This window comes from Streptomyces sp. NPDC001594 (assembly GCF_042893675.1).
GTDB lineage: Bacteria > Actinomycetota > Actinomycetes > Streptomycetales > Streptomycetaceae > Streptomyces.
Map to the genome: position 1 here is coordinate 200,267 of NZ_JBIAVB010000008.1, position 15,160 is coordinate 215,426.

Genomic DNA, 15,160 nt, shown 5'->3' on the forward strand with positions numbered 1-15,160 from the left:
CCCGGTACCCCGGGCCCGCACCCGCGGTCAACCACCCGTGAACGCGGCCAGGATCCTGTCCGCCGCCGACGTGGCGGTGATCGTGCCCGTTCGGACGCCCGCCTCCAGGGCGGGGGCGAGTTCGCGGACCGACGGGTTGGCGCGCAGGCGTTCCAGGAGTGCGTCGCGGACCATCGACCAGGTCCATTCCACCTGCTGCGCCGCCCGCTTCGCGGCCAGGCGGCCGCCCGTCTCCAGGACCGTCCGGTGCTGTTCCAGGCGGTTCCAGACCTCGTCCAGCCCCGCCGACTCCCGTGCGCTGCACGTCAGCACCGGCGGGGTCCACGCCGCGTCCGCCGGGTGCATCAGGCGCAGGGCGCCCGACAGTTCCCGGGCGGCGGCCTTCGCGTCGCGTTCGTGCGGGCCGTCGGCCTTGTTCACCGCCAGGACGTCCGCCAGTTCCAGGACGCCCTTCTTGATGCCCTGGAGCTGGTCGCCCGTGCGGGCCAGGGAAAGGAGGAGGAAGGAGTCGACCATGCCGGCGACCGTGGTCTCCGACTGGCCCACGCCGACCGTCTCCACCAGGACCACGTCGTAGCCCGCCGCCTCCATCACGATCATCGACTCGCGCGTGGCCTTCGCGACCCCGCCCAGGGTGCCCGCGGACGGGGAGGGGCGGACGAAGGCCGACGGGTCCACCGACAGGCGTTCCATCCGGGTCTTGTCGCCCAGGATGGAGCCGCCCGTCCGCGTGGACGAGGGGTCGACCGCGAGGACGGCCACCCGGTGGCCCAGGCCCGTCAGCATCGTGCCGAACGCGTCGATGAAGGTGGACTTGCCCACCCCCGGCACCCCGCTGATGCCGATCCGGCGCGCCTTCCCCGCATGGGGGAGGAGCTCCGTCAGCAGCCGCTGCGCCAGGGCCCGGTGGTCGGCCCGGGTGGACTCGACCAGGGTGATGGCGCGCGCGATCTGCGCGCGCTTCCCGTCGAGCACGCCCTTCACGTACACGTCGATGTCGATCTTCGGGGGCATCCCGCGTCCGCCTACAGCTCGTGGCCCAGGTCCGCGGCGAGCCGCGTCACCAGGTCGTGGGCCGCGTCCGGGATGACCGTTCCGGGCGGGAACACCGCCGCCGCGCCCATCTCCAGCAGCGTGGGGACATCGGCCGGCGGGATGACACCGCCCACCACGATCATGATGTCCTCACGGCCCTCTTCCGCCAGCTGCTCGCGCAGCGCCGGTACGAGGGTCAGGTGGCCGGCCGCCAGCGACGAGACGCCCACCACGTGGACGTCCGCCTCGACGGCCTGGCGGGCCACCTCCGCCGGGGTCTGGAACAGCGGGCCCACGTCCACGTCGAAGCCCAGGTCGGCGAAGGCCGTGGCGATCACCTTCTGGCCGCGGTCGTGGCCGTCCTGGCCCATCTTCGCGACCAGGATGCGCGGACGACGGCCCTCCGCCTGCTCGAACCGGTCGACGAGCGCACGGGTGCGCTCCAGGGACGGGGACTCGCCTGCTTCGGTGCGGTACACACCGGAAATCGTACGGATCTGGCTCGCGTGCCGCCCGTACACCTTCTCCAGGGCGTCCGAGATCTCCCCGACCGTGGCCTTGGCCCGCGCCGCGTCCACCGCCAGGGCGAGCAGGTTGCCCTCCAGCCCCTGGCCCGCCCCGCGCTCGGCCGCGTTCGTCAGCGCCCGCAGGGCGTCCTGCGTACGCGCCTCGTCACGCTCCTCGCGCAGCCGCCGCAGCTTGGCGATCTGCTGCGCGCGCACCGAGGAGTTGTCGACCACGAGGACGTCGATCTGCTCGTCGTTCTCCACGCGGTACTTGTTGACGCCGATCACCGGCTGCCGGCCCGAGTCGATCCGCGCCTGGGTGCGGGCCGCGGCCTCCTCCACGCGCAGCTTCGGGATGCCCGCGTCGATGGCCTGCGCCATGCCGCCCGCCGCCTCGACCTCCTGGATGTGCTGCCAGGCCCGGCGCGCCAGGTCGTACGTCAGCTTCTCCACGTACGCGCTGCCGCCCCACGGGTCGATCGACCGGCAGGTCCCCGACTCCTGCTGGAGCAGCAGCTGGGTGTTGCGGGCGATGCGCGCCGAGAAGTCCGTCGGCAGGGCGAGGGCCTCGTCGAGGGCGTTGGTGTGCAGCGACTGGGTGTGGCCCTGGGTCGCGGCCATCGCCTCGATACAGGTGCGCGTCACGTTGTTGAACACGTCCTGCGCGGTCAGCGACCAGCCCGAGGTCTGCGAGTGCGTGCGCAGGGAGAGGGACTTGGTGTTCTTCGGGTCGAACTGCTTCACCAGCTTCGCCCACAGCAGGCGCGCCGCGCGCAGCTTGGCGACCTCCATGAAGAAGTTCATGCCGATCGCCCAGAAGAACGACAGGCGCGGCGCGAACGCGTCCACGTCCAGCCCGGCGCCCTGCCCGGCCCGCAGGTACTCCACGCCGTCGGCGAGGGTGTACGCGAGCTCCAGGTCGGCCGTGGCCCCCGCCTCCTGGATGTGGTACCCGGAGATCGAGATGGAGTTGTACCGCGGCATCTTCTGCGAGGTGAAGGAGAAGATGTCCGAGATGATCCGCATCGAGGGCTTCGGCGGATAGATGTAGGTGTTGCGGACCATGAACTCCTTGAGGATGTCGTTCTGGATGGTCCCGGCGAGCTTGTCGGGGGAGACGCCCTGCTCCTCCGCCGCCACGATGTACAGGGCGAGGACCGGCAGCACCGCGCCGTTCATCGTCATGGACACCGACATCTTGTCCAGCGGGATGCCGTCGAACAGCTGGCGCATGTCGTAGATCGAGTCGATCGCCACGCCCGCCATGCCGACGTCACCCGTCACGCGCGGGTGGTCGCTGTCGTAGCCGCGGTGCGTGGGCAGGTCGAAGGCGACCGACAGGCCCTTCTGGCCGGCCGCGAGGTTGCGCCGGTAGAAGGCGTTGGACTCCTCGGCCGTGGAGAAGCCGGCGTACTGCCGGATCGTCCAGGGCTGGTTCACGTACATCGTCGGGTACGGGCCGCGCAGGTACGGGGCCACGCCCGGGTACGTCCCCAGGAAGTCCAGGCCCTCCAGGTCCCGGCCCGTGTACAGCGGCTGCACGCCGATGCCCTCGGGGGTCTCCCACACCAGGTCGCCCGTGGCGGCCCCGGTGGACTCCTTCACCGCCGCGCGCCACTGGTCCTCGGTGGCGGCCGGAGCGGCCGCGCCGAGGGCGAGCTCGGAGAAATCGGGGATGCTCATGCCGAGACTCCCATCCGGTCGAGTACGGAGGACAGCACGGCGACCGCGTCGCAGCCGGCGAAGACGTACTCGTCCACGGCGCCGGCCGCGGTGCCCGGCCGGCCGGCGAGGAACACCGTCGAGGCGCCGGCCGCGCGCAGGGCCGCCGCCACCGCCTCGACCTGCTCCTCGTACAGGGCGTCACTGGAGCACAGCACCGCCACGCCGTCCGCGCCGCTGGCCGCGTAGGCCCCGGCGGCGGTCGCCGCGTCCACCGACACCGGGTCGTGCACGGGCTCGATGCCGCCGGCCTGGAAGAGGTTCGAGGCGAAGGTGGCGCGGGCGGTGTGCGCGGAAGCCGGGCCGAGGGCGGCCAGGAAGATCCGCGGCCGGGCGCCGGTCGACTCCAGGTGGGCGTCGCCGCGGGCGCGCAGCGCCTCGTACGCCTCGTCCCGGCGCACCCGGGGCAGGCCCCCGGACGGCGCCTCCGGGGCGGCCTCGCGCACGACGGGCTTCTCGGAGAGCAGCGGGAACTCGCTGACGCCGGTGATCGGTTCGCGGCGGGTGGCCAGCTTCTTCGAGCGGGCCGCCCAGGTGGCCGCGAGGCGCTCCGCGACCAGGCCGGAGCGCAGGGCGGCGGCGAGACCGCCGGCACGCTCGACGGTCTGGAAGAACTCCCAGGCGGCGTGCGCCAGTTCGTCGGTGAGCTGCTCCACGTAGTAGGAGCCGCCGGCCGGGTCGATCACCCGGGCCAGGTGCGACTCCTCCAGGAGGATGGTGGAGGTGTTGCGGGCGATGCGCCGGGCGAAGGCGTCGGGCAGGCCGAGTTCGCTGTCGAACGGGAGCACGGTGACGGAATCCGCGCCTCCCGCGCCGGCCGCCATCGAGGCGACGGTGGTCCGCAGCATGTTCACCCACGGGTCGCGGCGGGTCATCATCACCGGCGAGGTGACGGCGTGCTGCCGCTGGGCGCCGGCTTCCGGGGCGCCGCAGGCCTCGGCGACCCGGGCCCACAGACGGCGGGCGGCGCGCAGCTTGGCGATGGTCAGGAACTGGTCGGCGGTCGCCGCGTAGCGGAACTCCAGCTGGCCGAGGGCGGCTTCGGTGCCGAGGCCGCCGTCGGTGAGGGTGCGCAGGTAGGCGACCCCGGTGGCCAGGGACAGGCCGAGTTCCTCGGCGGCCGAGCCGCCGGCCTCGTGGTAGGGCAGGGCGTCCACGGTCAGGGCGCGCACGCCCGGCCAGGACGCGGCCGCCTCCCGGGCCAGCTCGACGGCGGGTGCGGGGTCCAGGGCCTCCCCGGTACGGGCCTCGTGGCCCAGCGGGTCGGCGCCGAGCGCGGCGCGGGCGGCCTCGGGGGCCACGCCGCGCTCCGCGTACAGGGCGAGCAGCGCGCGGGAGGCCTCGGCGAAGTCGGCGCCGGCGTCGAGGGTGACGGGCGCCAGGTCGAGGTACACCCCGTCCAGGGCCCGGCCGAGCTGCGCCACCGGGATCCCGTGGCGGCCGACGGTCAGCCAGAGGGAGGTGGTGCCGTTCTCCAGGTCGGCCAGGGCCGCCTCGTTGACGCGTACGGGGTCACTGCCCGCGATCCGCTGGCGCACGTCCCAGCCGGAGGCGCTGGTTCCGTCCGGGGTGCCGCCGCGGACGAAGGGCGCGAAACCGGGGAAGCCGGTACCGGGGGTGCGGGCCTCCGCGTCCGCGCCGGAAGGCGCCGTGTACAGCGGGCGGGTGGTGAGCCCGTCCTCGAGCGTGGTGGACAGCGCTGCTTCCGCTGCCTCGCCGGAGACTTCCTTGCCGGACTTGCGCAGTACGCCCTCGACGAGGCGTTGCCACTGCTCATGTGTCGCGTCAGGAAACTCGGCGGCCAGGGAGAGCCCGTCGTCAGGCAGGACCGTCATGGCCCGAATGCTAGGGGTGGCTACTCGGCGGTACCAGAACCACCGGATGTGATCTCCCCCTCTCAGATGAGCCCGTGCCCTGGCCGGGCGGTTACGGGGTCGGCCTTTGCCCTGGCCGGGCGGGGTGGGGGTTGGCGGGGTCGGGGGTGGCCGGGGTCGGTGCCGGGGCGGGGTGCCGTCCGGGGCGGGCGTCGATGTTCGGCGCTCCGGGCCGGATCACTGTCGTGGAACTCCCCAGGGCGCCGAAGTCATCTCGTTTTAGCCCCGGACGACACCCCACCCCGTCCCCGCCCCCGACCGGGCAGACCGGGAAACCTCATCAGCGCCTGGGGTGGGGTCCCTGTTCGGCCCCGGCCGCCAAATTCCAGCCTGGCCTGCACTGGGGGTCCCTGTGTGGTGCCGGCCGCTAAATTCCAGCCTGGCTGGCGCTGGGGGTCCGTGTTCGGCCCCGGCCGCCAAAATCCGCCTAGCCGGCGCTGGGGGTGCCTGTCTGGTCCCGGCTGGGCGAAATCCAGCCTCGCCGGCGATTGAGGCGCGGGGTCTGGGGCGGAGCCCCAGGACGCGGTCCGCAGGCGGGCGGGCTGCGGTCCCGGAGGGGGCTGGGGCGGAGCTCCAGGGAACGGGGGAAGGGCGGGGCGGGGACTGCTCGCGCAGCCGCTCGACGGCGCCACACGAAAGCCGGATGGCAACGGCGTTGCGGCCCCATGAAATCCAGCCACGCCTTTCCGGCCGCCCCGCCCGGCAAAAGCCCAGCTCAGCCCGGGTACGCCGCCCCCCGCCGCGCCCCCGGCCGCGGCTTGACCCCGTCGGCCCCCGCTGACACGCTCCGAGCCATGACCGCGACCGCGCACCTCGCCCCGCGGCTCCACACCCCCGGCCCCTGTACCGCGCCGGGCGCGTGTCCGGGCCGCTGTCCGGCCCTCCTCGGGGCCTGACCCCCGAACCCGCCACCCCGGCGGGGCCCGCCCGGTAGGGCCGGCCCGCCGGGAGGGCGGCGCACCGTCCGCCCGCCGGCCCCGAGGGCCCGGACCCCGCAGCGCGTCGGCGGCCGGGACCCGCCGCCCGGTGATCCCGGGACCGGTCCGCCGCGGACCCGCGCCGCCCGCTCACCTCCCCGCCCCCCCCGGCAGAGCCCTCGGCTCGGCCGCCCCGGCGGAGCCGCCGTCCCGCCCCGCCGTCCGGCGGAGCCACGCCGTATTCCAGGAGCCCCCATGACCACCGCCACCGCCACGACCGTCACCCGCCTCGGCGGCCGCATCGGCGCCGAGATCGGCGGCGTCCGCCTCGGCGGCGACCTCGACCCCGCCACCGTCGCGGAGGTCCGCGCCGCCCTCCTCGCCCACAAGGTCGTCTTCTTCCGCGGCCAGGAGCACCTCGACGAGGCCGCCCACGAGGACTTCGCCCGGCTGCTCGGGACCCCCGTCGCGCACCCCACCGTCCCCTCCGCCGACGGCCGTTACGCCCTCGGCATCGACTCCCACCACGGCGCCCGGGCCAACCAGTGGCACACCGACGTCACCTTCGTCCCCGCCTACCCCGCCTTCTCCATCCTCCGCGCCGTCACCGTCCCCCCGTACGGCGGCAACACCCTCTGGGCCAACACCGCCACCGCCTACGCCCAGCTGCCCGCCCCGCTCCGCGCCCTCGCCGACGGACTGCGCGCCGTTCACTCCAACGAGTACGACTACGCCGCCCTCAAGCCGGACGCCCTCCCCGAGGCCCTCGCCCAGTACCGCGAGGTGTTCACCTCCACCACCTTCCTCACCGAGCACCCCGTGGTCCGCGTCCACCCCGAGACCGGCGAACGCACCCTGCTCCTCGGCAACTTCGTCCAGCGCATCGCCGGACTGACCGGCCGGGACTCGCGCGCCCTCCTCGACCTCTTCCAGGCCCACATCGAGAGCCCCGAGAACACCGTCCGCTGGCAGTGGCGGACCGGTGACGTCGCCATCTGGGACAACCGGGCCACCCAGCACTACGGCGTCGACGACTCCGACGACCACGAGCGCACCCTGCGCCGCGTCACCGTCGACGGCGACGTCCCCGTCGGCCCCGACGGCACGCCCTCCCGGCTGATCAGCCCCGACACCGTCCCGGACCCCGCCTTCGGCATCGCCTCCGGCGCCTCCACCTCCGCCTGACCCGTCCACGAGGAGCCCCCGTGCCCAAGTTGCTCGCCCTGACCGGCAGCCCCTCCGCCCACTCCCGTACCGTCGTCGTCGCCGAGCACGTGCTGCGCCGCCTCGACCACGCCGGGTTCGACACCGCCCACCTGGACGTACGCCTGCTGCCCGCCGCCGACCTGCTGTCGGCCCGGCGCGGCGAGCCGGAGATCCGCCGCGCCCTGGAGGCCGTCGCCGAAGCCGACGGCCTGGTCATTGCGACCCCGGTCTACAAGGCCTCGTACACCGGACTGCTCAAGGCCTTCCTGGACCTGCTCCCGCAGGACGGCCTGGCCGGGAAGACGATCCTGCCGCTCGCCACCGGCGGCAGCCTCGCGCACGTCCTGACCATCGACTACGCCCTGCGCCCGGTCCTCGCCGCCCTCGGCGCCCGCCACGTCACCGCCGGCCGCTTCGTCCTGGACTCCTCCGTCGAACGCGGCGCCGGACCGGACCGGCTGCGCCCCGAGGCGGAACTGGACCTCTACCAGGCCGTCGACGAGTTCGCCGAAGCCCTGCGCGCCACGGCGCCGACCCTCGCCGCCACCCCGTAACCCGTACCGACAAGGACCCGCCATGCCCGCAGCACCCGTCACCCCGGCCACCCGCACCCGGCGCCAGTTCCTCACCCTGCTCGGCATCTCGGCGGCCGCGGTGAGCTGCGGCACCGCCACCGCCAGTGGCGGGTCCGCCCGGCCGGGCGGCCAGGTCACCACCCTCAAGTACCAGGGCAACGTCGGCGCCGTCACCCTGCCCGAGCTGGCCGCCGACCTCGGCTACCTGGGCGGCCTCACCCTGGAGTGGGTCGGCAACACCATCAGCGGCCCGCAGGACATCCAGTCCGCCGCGACCGGCCAGATCCACTTCGGCGGCGCCTTCAACGGGGCGATCATCAAACTGGCCGCCGGCAAGGCCCCGATCCAGGCCGTCATCTCCTACTACGGGGTCGACAAGGACGTCTTCAGCGGCTACTACGTCCTGGAGGACAGCCCGATCCGCTCCGCGCGCGACCTGCTCGGCAAGAAGGTCGGCATGAACACCCTGGGCGCGCACTCCCAGGCCATCCTCGACATCTACCTGGGCCGGGGCGGCGTCGCCAAGGCCGACGCGGCCAAGGTCGAAGCCCTGGTCGTACCGCCCGTCAACACCGAGCAGACGCTGCGCCAGAAGCAGATCGACGTGGGCGTGCTGGGCGGCGTCCTGCGCGACAAGGCCCTCGCCGCCGGCGGGATCCGCCCGCTGTTCAGCGACTTCGACCTGCTCGGCAAGTTCAGCGCGGGCTCCTACGTGATGACCAAGCGCTTCATCAAGGAGAACCCGGACACCGTCCGCACCTTCACCACCGGCGTCGCCAAGGCCATCGAGTGGTCCCGCACCACCCCGCGCGAGGAGGTCGTAGCCCGGATGGAGTCGATCATCAAGAAGCGCGGCCGCAACGAGGACACGGCCACGCTCAAGTACTGGCGCTCGTACGGGGTCGCCGAGACCGGCGGCCGCATCGAGGACAAGGAGTTCGCCCTCTGGCTCGACTGGCTCGCCGAGCGCGGGGAGATCAAGGCCGGGCAGCTCAAGCCGTCCGATCTGTACACGAACGAGTTCAACGGGTACGGGAAGGGCTGAACCGGCCATGGCGAAGATCGAATTCCGGTCGGTGACGAAGACCTTCCCGGTCAAGGGCAGGAGCAGGGAGGAGTTCACCGCCCTCGACGGCATCGACCTGGAGATCGGGGAAGGGGAGTTCCTCGTCGTCGTCGGCCCCAGCGGCTGCGGCAAGTCCACCCTCCTCGACCTCCTCGGCGGCCTCACCCGCCCCACCTCCGGACAGATCCTCCTCGACGGCCGGCCCGTCACCGGCCCGGGCCTGGACCGGGGCATCGTCTTCCAGCAGTACGCCCTCCTGCCCTGGCGCACCGCGCTCGGCAACGTCGCCTTCGGCCTGGAGGCGACCGGCGTCCCGCGCAGACAACGCGCGGCGCGGGCCCGTGAGTTCCTGGAGCTGGTGGGCCTGGCCGGATTCGAGGACCGGCACCCGCACGAGCTGTCCGGCGGAATGCGCCAGCGGGTCGCGATCGCCCGCTCGCTGGCGTACGACCCGGACGTGCTGCTCATGGACGAACCGTTCGCCGCGCTCGACGCGCAGACCCGCGAGTCCCTCCAGGACGAGCTGCGGCGCATCTGGCAGAGCACCGGCAAGACCGTCGTCTTCATCACGCACGGCATCGAGGAGGCCGTGTACCTGGGTCAGCGGGTGGCCGTCATCACCTCCCGCCCGGGCCGCGTCAAGGAGGTCGTGCCGGTCTCCCTCGGCGACCGGTCCACCGGGGCGACGGGCGAGGACCTGCGCTCCAGCCCCGAGTTCGCCCGTCACCGCCACGAGATCTGGACCCTGCTCCACGACGAGGTGGCCCGCGCCCGGCAACTGGAGAAGGAAGAGGCCGCCGCATGAGCACCGAGACCCCCGTTCCCGTCCGTCCCGCCCCCGGGGCGGAACCCGCCCTCGACCCCGCCCCGGCCCCCGCCCGGGCAGCCGTACGGGACCCCGCGCACCCGGCACGGCCCGCCGGGGTCCGCCCGCGGCCGGCCGCCCCCGCCCCCGCCCCCGCGGAGCCCGCGGCCCCCGTCCGCCGCCCCGGCGCGGCCGCGGCCGTGCTGCGCCGGCTGCGGACCGGGCTGCTGCGGTCGGCGGCGGTGCTCGCCCTGCTCGTGCTGTGGGAGGCCGCGCCCCGGCTCGGGCTGGTCGACGCCACGTTCCTGCCGCCCTTCAGCGAGGTGGCCCGGGCCTGGTGGGAGCTGCTCGCCGACGGGCAGCTCGGCGAGCACACCCGGGCCAGCCTCACCCGCTCGTTCGGCGGCTTCGCCATCGCCGTGCTGATCGCCGTCCCGCTCGGCCTGCTGATCGGCTGGTACCGGCCCGTCGCCGTCTTCCTCGGGCCGCTGCTGGAGCTGTTCCGCAACACGGCGGCCCTCGCCCTGCTGCCCGTCTTCGTGCTCCTCCTCGGCATCGGGGAGACCTCGAAGGTGTCGATCGTCGTCTACGCCTGCGTCTGGCCGATCCTGCTGAACACCATCAGCGCCGTCGGGAACGCCGACCCCACCCTGGTCCGGCTGGCCCGCTCGATGGACCTGTCCACCCCCAGGCTGTTCCAGAAGGTGATCCTCCCGGCCTCGGTGCCCGCCGTCTTCACGGGCATCCGGCTCGCCGGAGCGGTCTCGATCCTGGTCCTCGTGGCCGCCGAGATGATCGGCGCCAAGGCCGGGCTCGGCTATCTGATCAACGCCTCGCAGTTCAACTTCGCCATCCCCCAGATGTACGCGGGGATCGTCACGATCTCCGTGATCGGGGTGGCCTTCAACCAGCTCCTGGTCGCGGTCGAACGCCGCCTCAGCCTCTGGCGCGTCCCCGCCTGACCCGCCCCGCCGTCCCAAGGGAACAGACATGCCCGCAGCTCCCCGCACCCTCCACCTCAACGCCTTCCTGATGAACGCCGGCCACCACGACGCCGCCTGGCGCCACCCGGCCGCCAGCCCCGAGCGGATCACCGACGTCGCGTACTTCCAGGAACTCGCCCGCACCGCCGAACGCGGCCTGCTCGACTCGATCTTCTTCGCCGACGGGGTCGCCCTGTGGGGCAAGGCCCGCCACAACGCCCTCGGCGGGTTCGAGCCGCTGACCCTGCTGTCCGCGATCGCCGCCGTCACCTCGCGCGTCGGGCTCATCGCGACCGTCTCCACCACCTTCAACGAGCCCTACAACCTGGCCCGCAAGTTCGCCTCCCTCGACCACATCAGCGGCGGCCGGGCCGGCTGGAACATCGTCACCTCGGGCACCGTCGACGAGGCCCGCAACTTCAACCGCGAGGAACACCTGGAGCACGCGGTGCGCTACGAGCGCGCCCACGAGTTCCTCGACGTCGCGACCAAGCTCTGGGACAGCTGGGAGGACGACGCGATCGTCCTCGACAAGGAGCGCGGCGTCTACGCCGACACCGACAAGCTGCACCCGGCCGCCCACCGCGGCGAGCACTTCTCCGTCGCCGGACCGCTCAACGTGCCCCGCTCGCCCCAGGGCCGGCCGCTGCTCGTCCAGGCCGGTTCCTCCGAGGACGGCAAGGAGTTCGCCGCCCGGTACGCGGAGGCCGTCTTCACCGCCCAGCAGACCCTCGCCGACGGCCAGACCTTCTACAAGGACCTCAAGTCCCGCCTCGCCAGGTACGGCAGGGCCGAGGAGGACCTCCTGGTCCTGCCCGGCATCGCCCCCGTCATCGGCTCCACCGAGGCCGAGGCGAAGGCGCTGGAGCAGGAGCTCACCGAGCTCCAGGTCCCCGAGTACGGCCTCGCCCAGCTCTCCGGCATGCTCGGCACCGACCTGACCGGCCTCCCGCTCGACGGCCCCCTGCCCGACCTCCCCGAGGAACGGGACATCAACGGCAACAAGAGCCGCTTCACCCTCGTCGCCGAACTCGCCCGCCGCGACGGGCTCACCCTGCGCGAGCTGATCGCCCGCCTGGGCGCGGGCCGCGGCCACCGCGTGTACGCCGGCACCCCGGAGCAGATCGCCGACCAGCTGGAGGAGTGGTTCACCCAGGGGGCCGCCGACGGCTTCAACATCATGGCGCCCGTCCTGCCCACCGGCCTGACCGACTTCGTCGACCACGTCGTACCGGTCCTCCAGCGCCGCGGCCTCTTCCGCACCGAGTACACCGGCAGCACCCTGCGCGAGCACTACGGCCTGGCGCGCCCCGCCAACCGGTACGCCTGACCCTGCCGTCCCACGCCCGGGGGCGGGTGGAGTCCCGCACGCGGAGCTCCACCCGCCCCCGGGCGCGTCGCCCCCGTGGGAGGAGGCCGCGAGGAGGCGTCAGACCGAGAGGACGATCTTGCCTCGGGCCTGGCCCGCCGCGCTGAGCTCCCAGGCCCGGCCGGCCTCGGCCAGCGGCAGGACGTGCCCCACCTTGACGGTGATCTTCCCGGTGTCGGCGAGCTCCGCGAGGCGCGTGAGGTCGGTGGCCGAGGAGCGCGCCCAGATGTGCTTGGCGCCCTTCTCGCCCGCGTCGTTGTCGGCGACGGAGATCACCGGACCGCCCGGCCGGACGATGGACTGGAGCAGCTCGACGCCGCCCTCGCCGTAGAAGTCGAGCCCGACGTCGACGCCTTCGGGGGCCAGCGCGGCGACCCGCTCGGCCACGCCGTCCCCGTAGAGCACCGGTTCGGCGCCGAGCGAGCGCAGGTAGTCGTGGTTGCGGGCGCTCGCGGTGCCGATGACCCGGGCGCCGAGGTCGACCGCGATCTGGACGCCGAGCGAGCCGACCCCGCCGGCGGCGGAGTGGATGACGACGGTCTGTCCGGCGCCGACACCGGCGCGGGTGACGGCCTGGTAGGAGGTGAGTCCGGCCAGGGGCAGGCCCGCGGCCTCCTCGAACGAGAGCGTCGCGGGCTTGCGGGCGAGCGTGCGCACGGGGGCCGAGACCAGCTCCGCGTACGTGCCCAGCTGGACCCATTCCTTGCGGACGTACCCGTAGACCTCGTCGCCCACGGCGTAGTCGTCGGTGTCGGGGCCGACCGCCTCGACGACGCCGGCCACGTCCCACCCCGGGATCACCGGGTGGCGGACCTCCAGGACGTGCCCGAGGAAGCCGGCGGCCAGCTTCCAGTCCACGGGGTTGACCCCGGCGGCCCTGACCCGGATCAGCACCTCGCCGGGACCCACTTTGGGCTCGGGTACCTCAACGAGCCCCAGGGCGGTGGGAGTTCCGTAGCTGCTGTAGGTGATTGCCTTCATGTAGGGGGCAACGAACGGTGCGGGGGAAGGTGTTCCGCCCGGTTCCCGCGCTCCGGCGGTCCTCCACCGGCCTTCGTCCGCTTCTCCGGCACTCCTTCGGCAACCCTCCGGCGGCCTTCGGGCGCGCGGTACGGTCATGCGGGCAGGGTGTTGGGGTGCGAGCGCCGCCGGGCCGCGCTGAGCAGGGCCTGGATCTGCGCCCCCGACTGCTCCACGTCGTCGAGCGGCGAGGGGAAGGGCAGCCGTACGTCGCGGTGCCCGGAGCGCTCCTCCAGGCGCAGGGTGATCCCGTACCGGTCCAGGGCGAGCGGCAGCGCGCGCTGGACGGCGGCCGTGGGTCGGGGCCGGACCAGCCGCAACAGCAGGGTGACCAGTTCGGGGTGTTCGTCGAGGAGGTGCGTCAGCATGCCCGCCTCGTAGGGGGCGAGCGGGTCGGGCCAGGCCCCGTCCAGCTCCTCCAGTCCGAGGTACGAGGTCCCCTCCGCGGTCTCCAGGACGGCCTGGCCGTATTCCACGCAGGTGGTGGCGCCGGGGCCGGCCTCCCGGTCGGCGTACGGGCCCAGCAGGCGGCCCAGCACCGTGACCCGGGCCCGCACCCGGTCGCGGACCGGGGTCGGGGCGATGTCGGTGAACTCCAGCCGGATGGAGGGCCGGCCGTCGCCGAGGAGGGAGGCGGGGTCCCCGGCGGCGGGTGCCGCCGGGTGCAGATGGAGCCGGCCGAGGGGGTCGCCGTCGTCGAGGTGGCGGACCTCGTGGCGCACGCCCTCGACGACCACCGTCATGGAGTGGGCGGCGGCCAGGACGGAGCGGACCCGCTCGGCGTCGGTGGGCCGGGCGGCGGCGGGCGTGGCGGCGGGGGCACCGGGCAGGCGCATGCGGATCTCTCCCTCGTTCAGCGGAAAGCAGGTTAGGCATGCCTAACCTAACCCATCCGTGATTCGGGGAGTACCCCGCGGGCCAGCCGCCCGAGGGTCTCGGCGATCCGTTCGGGCGGGAAGCCGAGGGTGTGCCGCTGGAACTGGTAGACCTCCGGGGCGAGCGGGCTCAGCAGCGCGTCCACGCTGACGTCGGGATCGGGGGAGCCGGCCTCCACCAGCAGGGACCGGACGTGCGCGCGCCAGTGCCGGTAGGCGCCCGCGGCGAAGCGGGCCGGACCGGGACGGATGCCCAGGGTCAGCGGGAGGTGTCGTTCGAGGTGGTCCACGGCGGCGCCGTAGAAGGCCGCCAGCCGCTGCGCCGGGGGCGCGCCGGGGCCCAGCGGGGGCGGGCCGAAGGCGAGGCGGCCCTGCAGGATGCGCTCGTGCTCGTCGAGCAGGGCCGCGGCCACCGCCGGCGGATCGGGGAAACGGCGGTAGAGCGTCGCCCGCCCCACCCCGGCGGCCTTGGCTATCTGGTCCATCGTCACGCTGCGCGGGTCCCGCTCCGTGAACAACTGCTCGGCGGCCGCGAGGATCTGGGCGTGGTTGCGGATCGCCTCCTCGCGCCGCGACGGCCGCCCGGCACCCGCGCCGGACGCCCCCGCGGCGGCGCGCCGGAGGGGAACCGCACCCGCGACGTCGCGTAACGTGCGGACCTCGTCGCCATTGGTCATGGCGGCGACCCTACGTGCTCCGTGTCGGTGTTGGGCCGAACGGGTGAAACGCGAGAGGATGGGGGGATGCACATGAAGCGCACGGCCGAGGGGGCCCGGTGAGCAGGTACGACGTCACCGACGAGCAATGGGAGGGACTCGCGCAGGTGGTGCCGCTGCGCAGTCGCAACGAATGGCCCTCCCGGGTGGACCACCGCACGATCCCCAAGGCCGCCGGAGCGTCCTCGGCGGAACGGCAGCGGCGCTTCGTGGTGATCCGGGTCCAGATCTTCGCCGACGCGCGGGAGGTGGCGGAGTACCTGATCGCGCAGATCCCGGTGCTGCTGGACCTCACCGGCGCGGACACCGAAGTGGCCAAGCGGATCCTCGACTTCAGCAGCGGTGTGGTCTTCGGACTGGGCAGCGGGATGCACCGGGTCGACCGGAACGTCTTCCTGCTGGCGCCGGTCGGGACCGAGGTCGAGGGGATCGCCGCCGCGGCCGTCCCCCGATCGTAGGAAGGTGGCGGCGGTGGAACGGTTCGCCGGACC

The 15,160-nt window shown here is 73.7% G+C and carries 13 protein-coding genes; 7 read left to right on the forward strand and 6 right to left on the reverse strand.

From position 1 onward, the window contains the following. Nucleotides 1-27: 27 nt before the first annotated feature. The 3 genes from meaB to ACFY0O_RS18245 are packed head-to-tail and all read right to left on the reverse strand — an operon-like array spanning nucleotide 28 to nucleotide 5,098. Nucleotides 28-1,014, reverse strand: coding sequence for a methylmalonyl Co-A mutase-associated GTPase MeaB (gene meaB / locus ACFY0O_RS18235; protein WP_388947662.1), 987 nt, complete (start codon nucleotides 1,012-1,014; stop codon nucleotides 28-30). An 11-nt stretch (nucleotides 1,015-1,025) separates the two neighbouring features. Beyond that, complete coding sequence (gene scpA / locus ACFY0O_RS18240; protein WP_388947663.1) at nucleotides 1,026-3,224, reverse strand: methylmalonyl-CoA mutase; 2,199 nt, start codon at nucleotides 3,222-3,224, stop codon at nucleotides 1,026-1,028. Next, nucleotides 3,221-5,098: a methylmalonyl-CoA mutase family protein gene (locus ACFY0O_RS18245; protein ID WP_388947664.1), complete on the reverse strand. Its 1,878-nt coding sequence runs from the start codon at nucleotides 5,096-5,098 to the stop codon at nucleotides 3,221-3,223. Before ACFY0O_RS18245 ends, scpA begins: the two co-directional genes overlap by 4 nt. A 1,211-nt stretch (nucleotides 5,099-6,309) precedes the next feature. Between ACFY0O_RS18245 and ACFY0O_RS18250 the strand changes: the two genes are divergently transcribed. The 6 genes from ACFY0O_RS18250 to ACFY0O_RS18275 are packed head-to-tail and all read left to right on the forward strand — an operon-like array spanning nucleotide 6,310 to nucleotide 12,019. Then, on the forward strand, nucleotides 6,310-7,239 hold the full coding sequence (locus ACFY0O_RS18250) for a TauD/TfdA dioxygenase family protein (RefSeq protein ID WP_388947665.1): 930 nt from the start codon (nucleotides 6,310-6,312) through the stop codon (nucleotides 7,237-7,239). Between the two features lie 20 nt (nucleotides 7,240-7,259). After that, nucleotides 7,260-7,814, forward strand: coding sequence for an NADPH-dependent FMN reductase (gene ssuE / locus ACFY0O_RS18255; protein WP_388947666.1), 555 nt, complete (start codon nucleotides 7,260-7,262; stop codon nucleotides 7,812-7,814). Nucleotides 7,815-7,836: 22 nt separating this feature from the next. Then, nucleotides 7,837-8,880: an ABC transporter substrate-binding protein gene (locus ACFY0O_RS18260; protein WP_388947667.1), complete on the forward strand. Its 1,044-nt coding sequence runs from the start codon at nucleotides 7,837-7,839 to the stop codon at nucleotides 8,878-8,880. Nucleotides 8,881-8,887: 7 nt separating this feature from the next. Then, nucleotides 8,888-9,706 (forward strand): ABC transporter ATP-binding protein, encoded by an 819-nt coding sequence (locus ACFY0O_RS18265; RefSeq protein WP_388947668.1) that lies wholly within the window; start codon nucleotides 8,888-8,890, stop codon nucleotides 9,704-9,706. Then, nucleotides 9,703-10,668: an ABC transporter permease gene (locus tag ACFY0O_RS18270; protein ID WP_388947669.1), complete on the forward strand. Its 966-nt coding sequence runs from the start codon at nucleotides 9,703-9,705 to the stop codon at nucleotides 10,666-10,668. Before ACFY0O_RS18265 ends, ACFY0O_RS18270 begins: the two co-directional genes overlap by 4 nt. A 28-nt stretch (nucleotides 10,669-10,696) precedes the next feature. Then, nucleotides 10,697-12,019, forward strand: coding sequence for an LLM class flavin-dependent oxidoreductase (locus ACFY0O_RS18275; RefSeq protein WP_388947670.1), 1,323 nt, complete (start codon nucleotides 10,697-10,699; stop codon nucleotides 12,017-12,019). A 99-nt stretch (nucleotides 12,020-12,118) separates the two neighbouring features. Here ACFY0O_RS18275 and ACFY0O_RS18280 read toward each other — a convergent pair whose 3' ends face one another. From ACFY0O_RS18280 to ACFY0O_RS18290, 3 genes are all read right to left on the reverse strand, one after another. Next, nucleotides 12,119-13,039, reverse strand: coding sequence for an NADP-dependent oxidoreductase (locus tag ACFY0O_RS18280; protein WP_388947671.1), 921 nt, complete (start codon nucleotides 13,037-13,039; stop codon nucleotides 12,119-12,121). Nucleotides 13,040-13,173: 134 nt separating this feature from the next. Then, nucleotides 13,174-13,914 (reverse strand): DUF2470 domain-containing protein, encoded by a 741-nt coding sequence (locus tag ACFY0O_RS18285; RefSeq protein WP_388947672.1) that lies wholly within the window; start codon nucleotides 13,912-13,914, stop codon nucleotides 13,174-13,176. A 47-nt stretch (nucleotides 13,915-13,961) separates the two neighbouring features. Continuing rightward, entirely contained in the window at nucleotides 13,962-14,630 is a 669-nt protein-coding gene (locus tag ACFY0O_RS18290) for a TetR/AcrR family transcriptional regulator (RefSeq protein ID WP_388947673.1), read from the reverse strand. Between the two features lie 98 nt (nucleotides 14,631-14,728). On the opposite strand from ACFY0O_RS18290, the gene ACFY0O_RS18295 reads away from it, so the two are divergent. Continuing rightward, entirely contained in the window at nucleotides 14,729-15,127 is a 399-nt protein-coding gene (locus ACFY0O_RS18295; protein ID WP_388947674.1) for a cell division protein SepF, read from the forward strand. Nucleotides 15,128-15,160: the final 33 nt, after the last annotated feature.

Coding starts and splice junctions, on each gene's coding strand:
- ACFY0O_RS18270 (WP_388947669.1), top strand. CDS start 9,703: ATGAGCACCGAGACCCCCGTTCCCGTCCGTCCCGCCCCCGGGGCGGAA.
- ACFY0O_RS18265 (WP_388947668.1), top strand. CDS start 8,888: ATGGCGAAGATCGAATTCCGGTCGGTGACGAAGACCTTCCCGGTCAAG.
- ACFY0O_RS18290 (WP_388947673.1), bottom strand. CDS start 14,630: ATGACCAATGGCGACGAGGTCCGCACGTTACGCGACGTCGCGGGTGCG.
- ACFY0O_RS18280 (WP_388947671.1), bottom strand. CDS start 13,039: ATGAAGGCAATCACCTACAGCAGCTACGGAACTCCCACCGCCCTGGGG.
- ACFY0O_RS18275 (WP_388947670.1), top strand. CDS start 10,697: ATGCCCGCAGCTCCCCGCACCCTCCACCTCAACGCCTTCCTGATGAAC.
- ACFY0O_RS18250 (WP_388947665.1), top strand. CDS start 6,310: ATGACCACCGCCACCGCCACGACCGTCACCCGCCTCGGCGGCCGCATC.
- meaB (WP_388947662.1), bottom strand. CDS start 1,014: ATGCCCCCGAAGATCGACATCGACGTGTACGTGAAGGGCGTGCTCGAC.
- ACFY0O_RS18260 (WP_388947667.1), top strand. CDS start 7,837: ATGCCCGCAGCACCCGTCACCCCGGCCACCCGCACCCGGCGCCAGTTC.
- ACFY0O_RS18285 (WP_388947672.1), bottom strand. CDS start 13,914: ATGCGCCTGCCCGGTGCCCCCGCCGCCACGCCCGCCGCCGCCCGGCCC.
- scpA (WP_388947663.1), bottom strand. CDS start 3,224: ATGAGCATCCCCGATTTCTCCGAGCTCGCCCTCGGCGCGGCCGCTCCG.
- ACFY0O_RS18245 (WP_388947664.1), bottom strand. CDS start 5,098: ATGACGGTCCTGCCTGACGACGGGCTCTCCCTGGCCGCCGAGTTTCCT.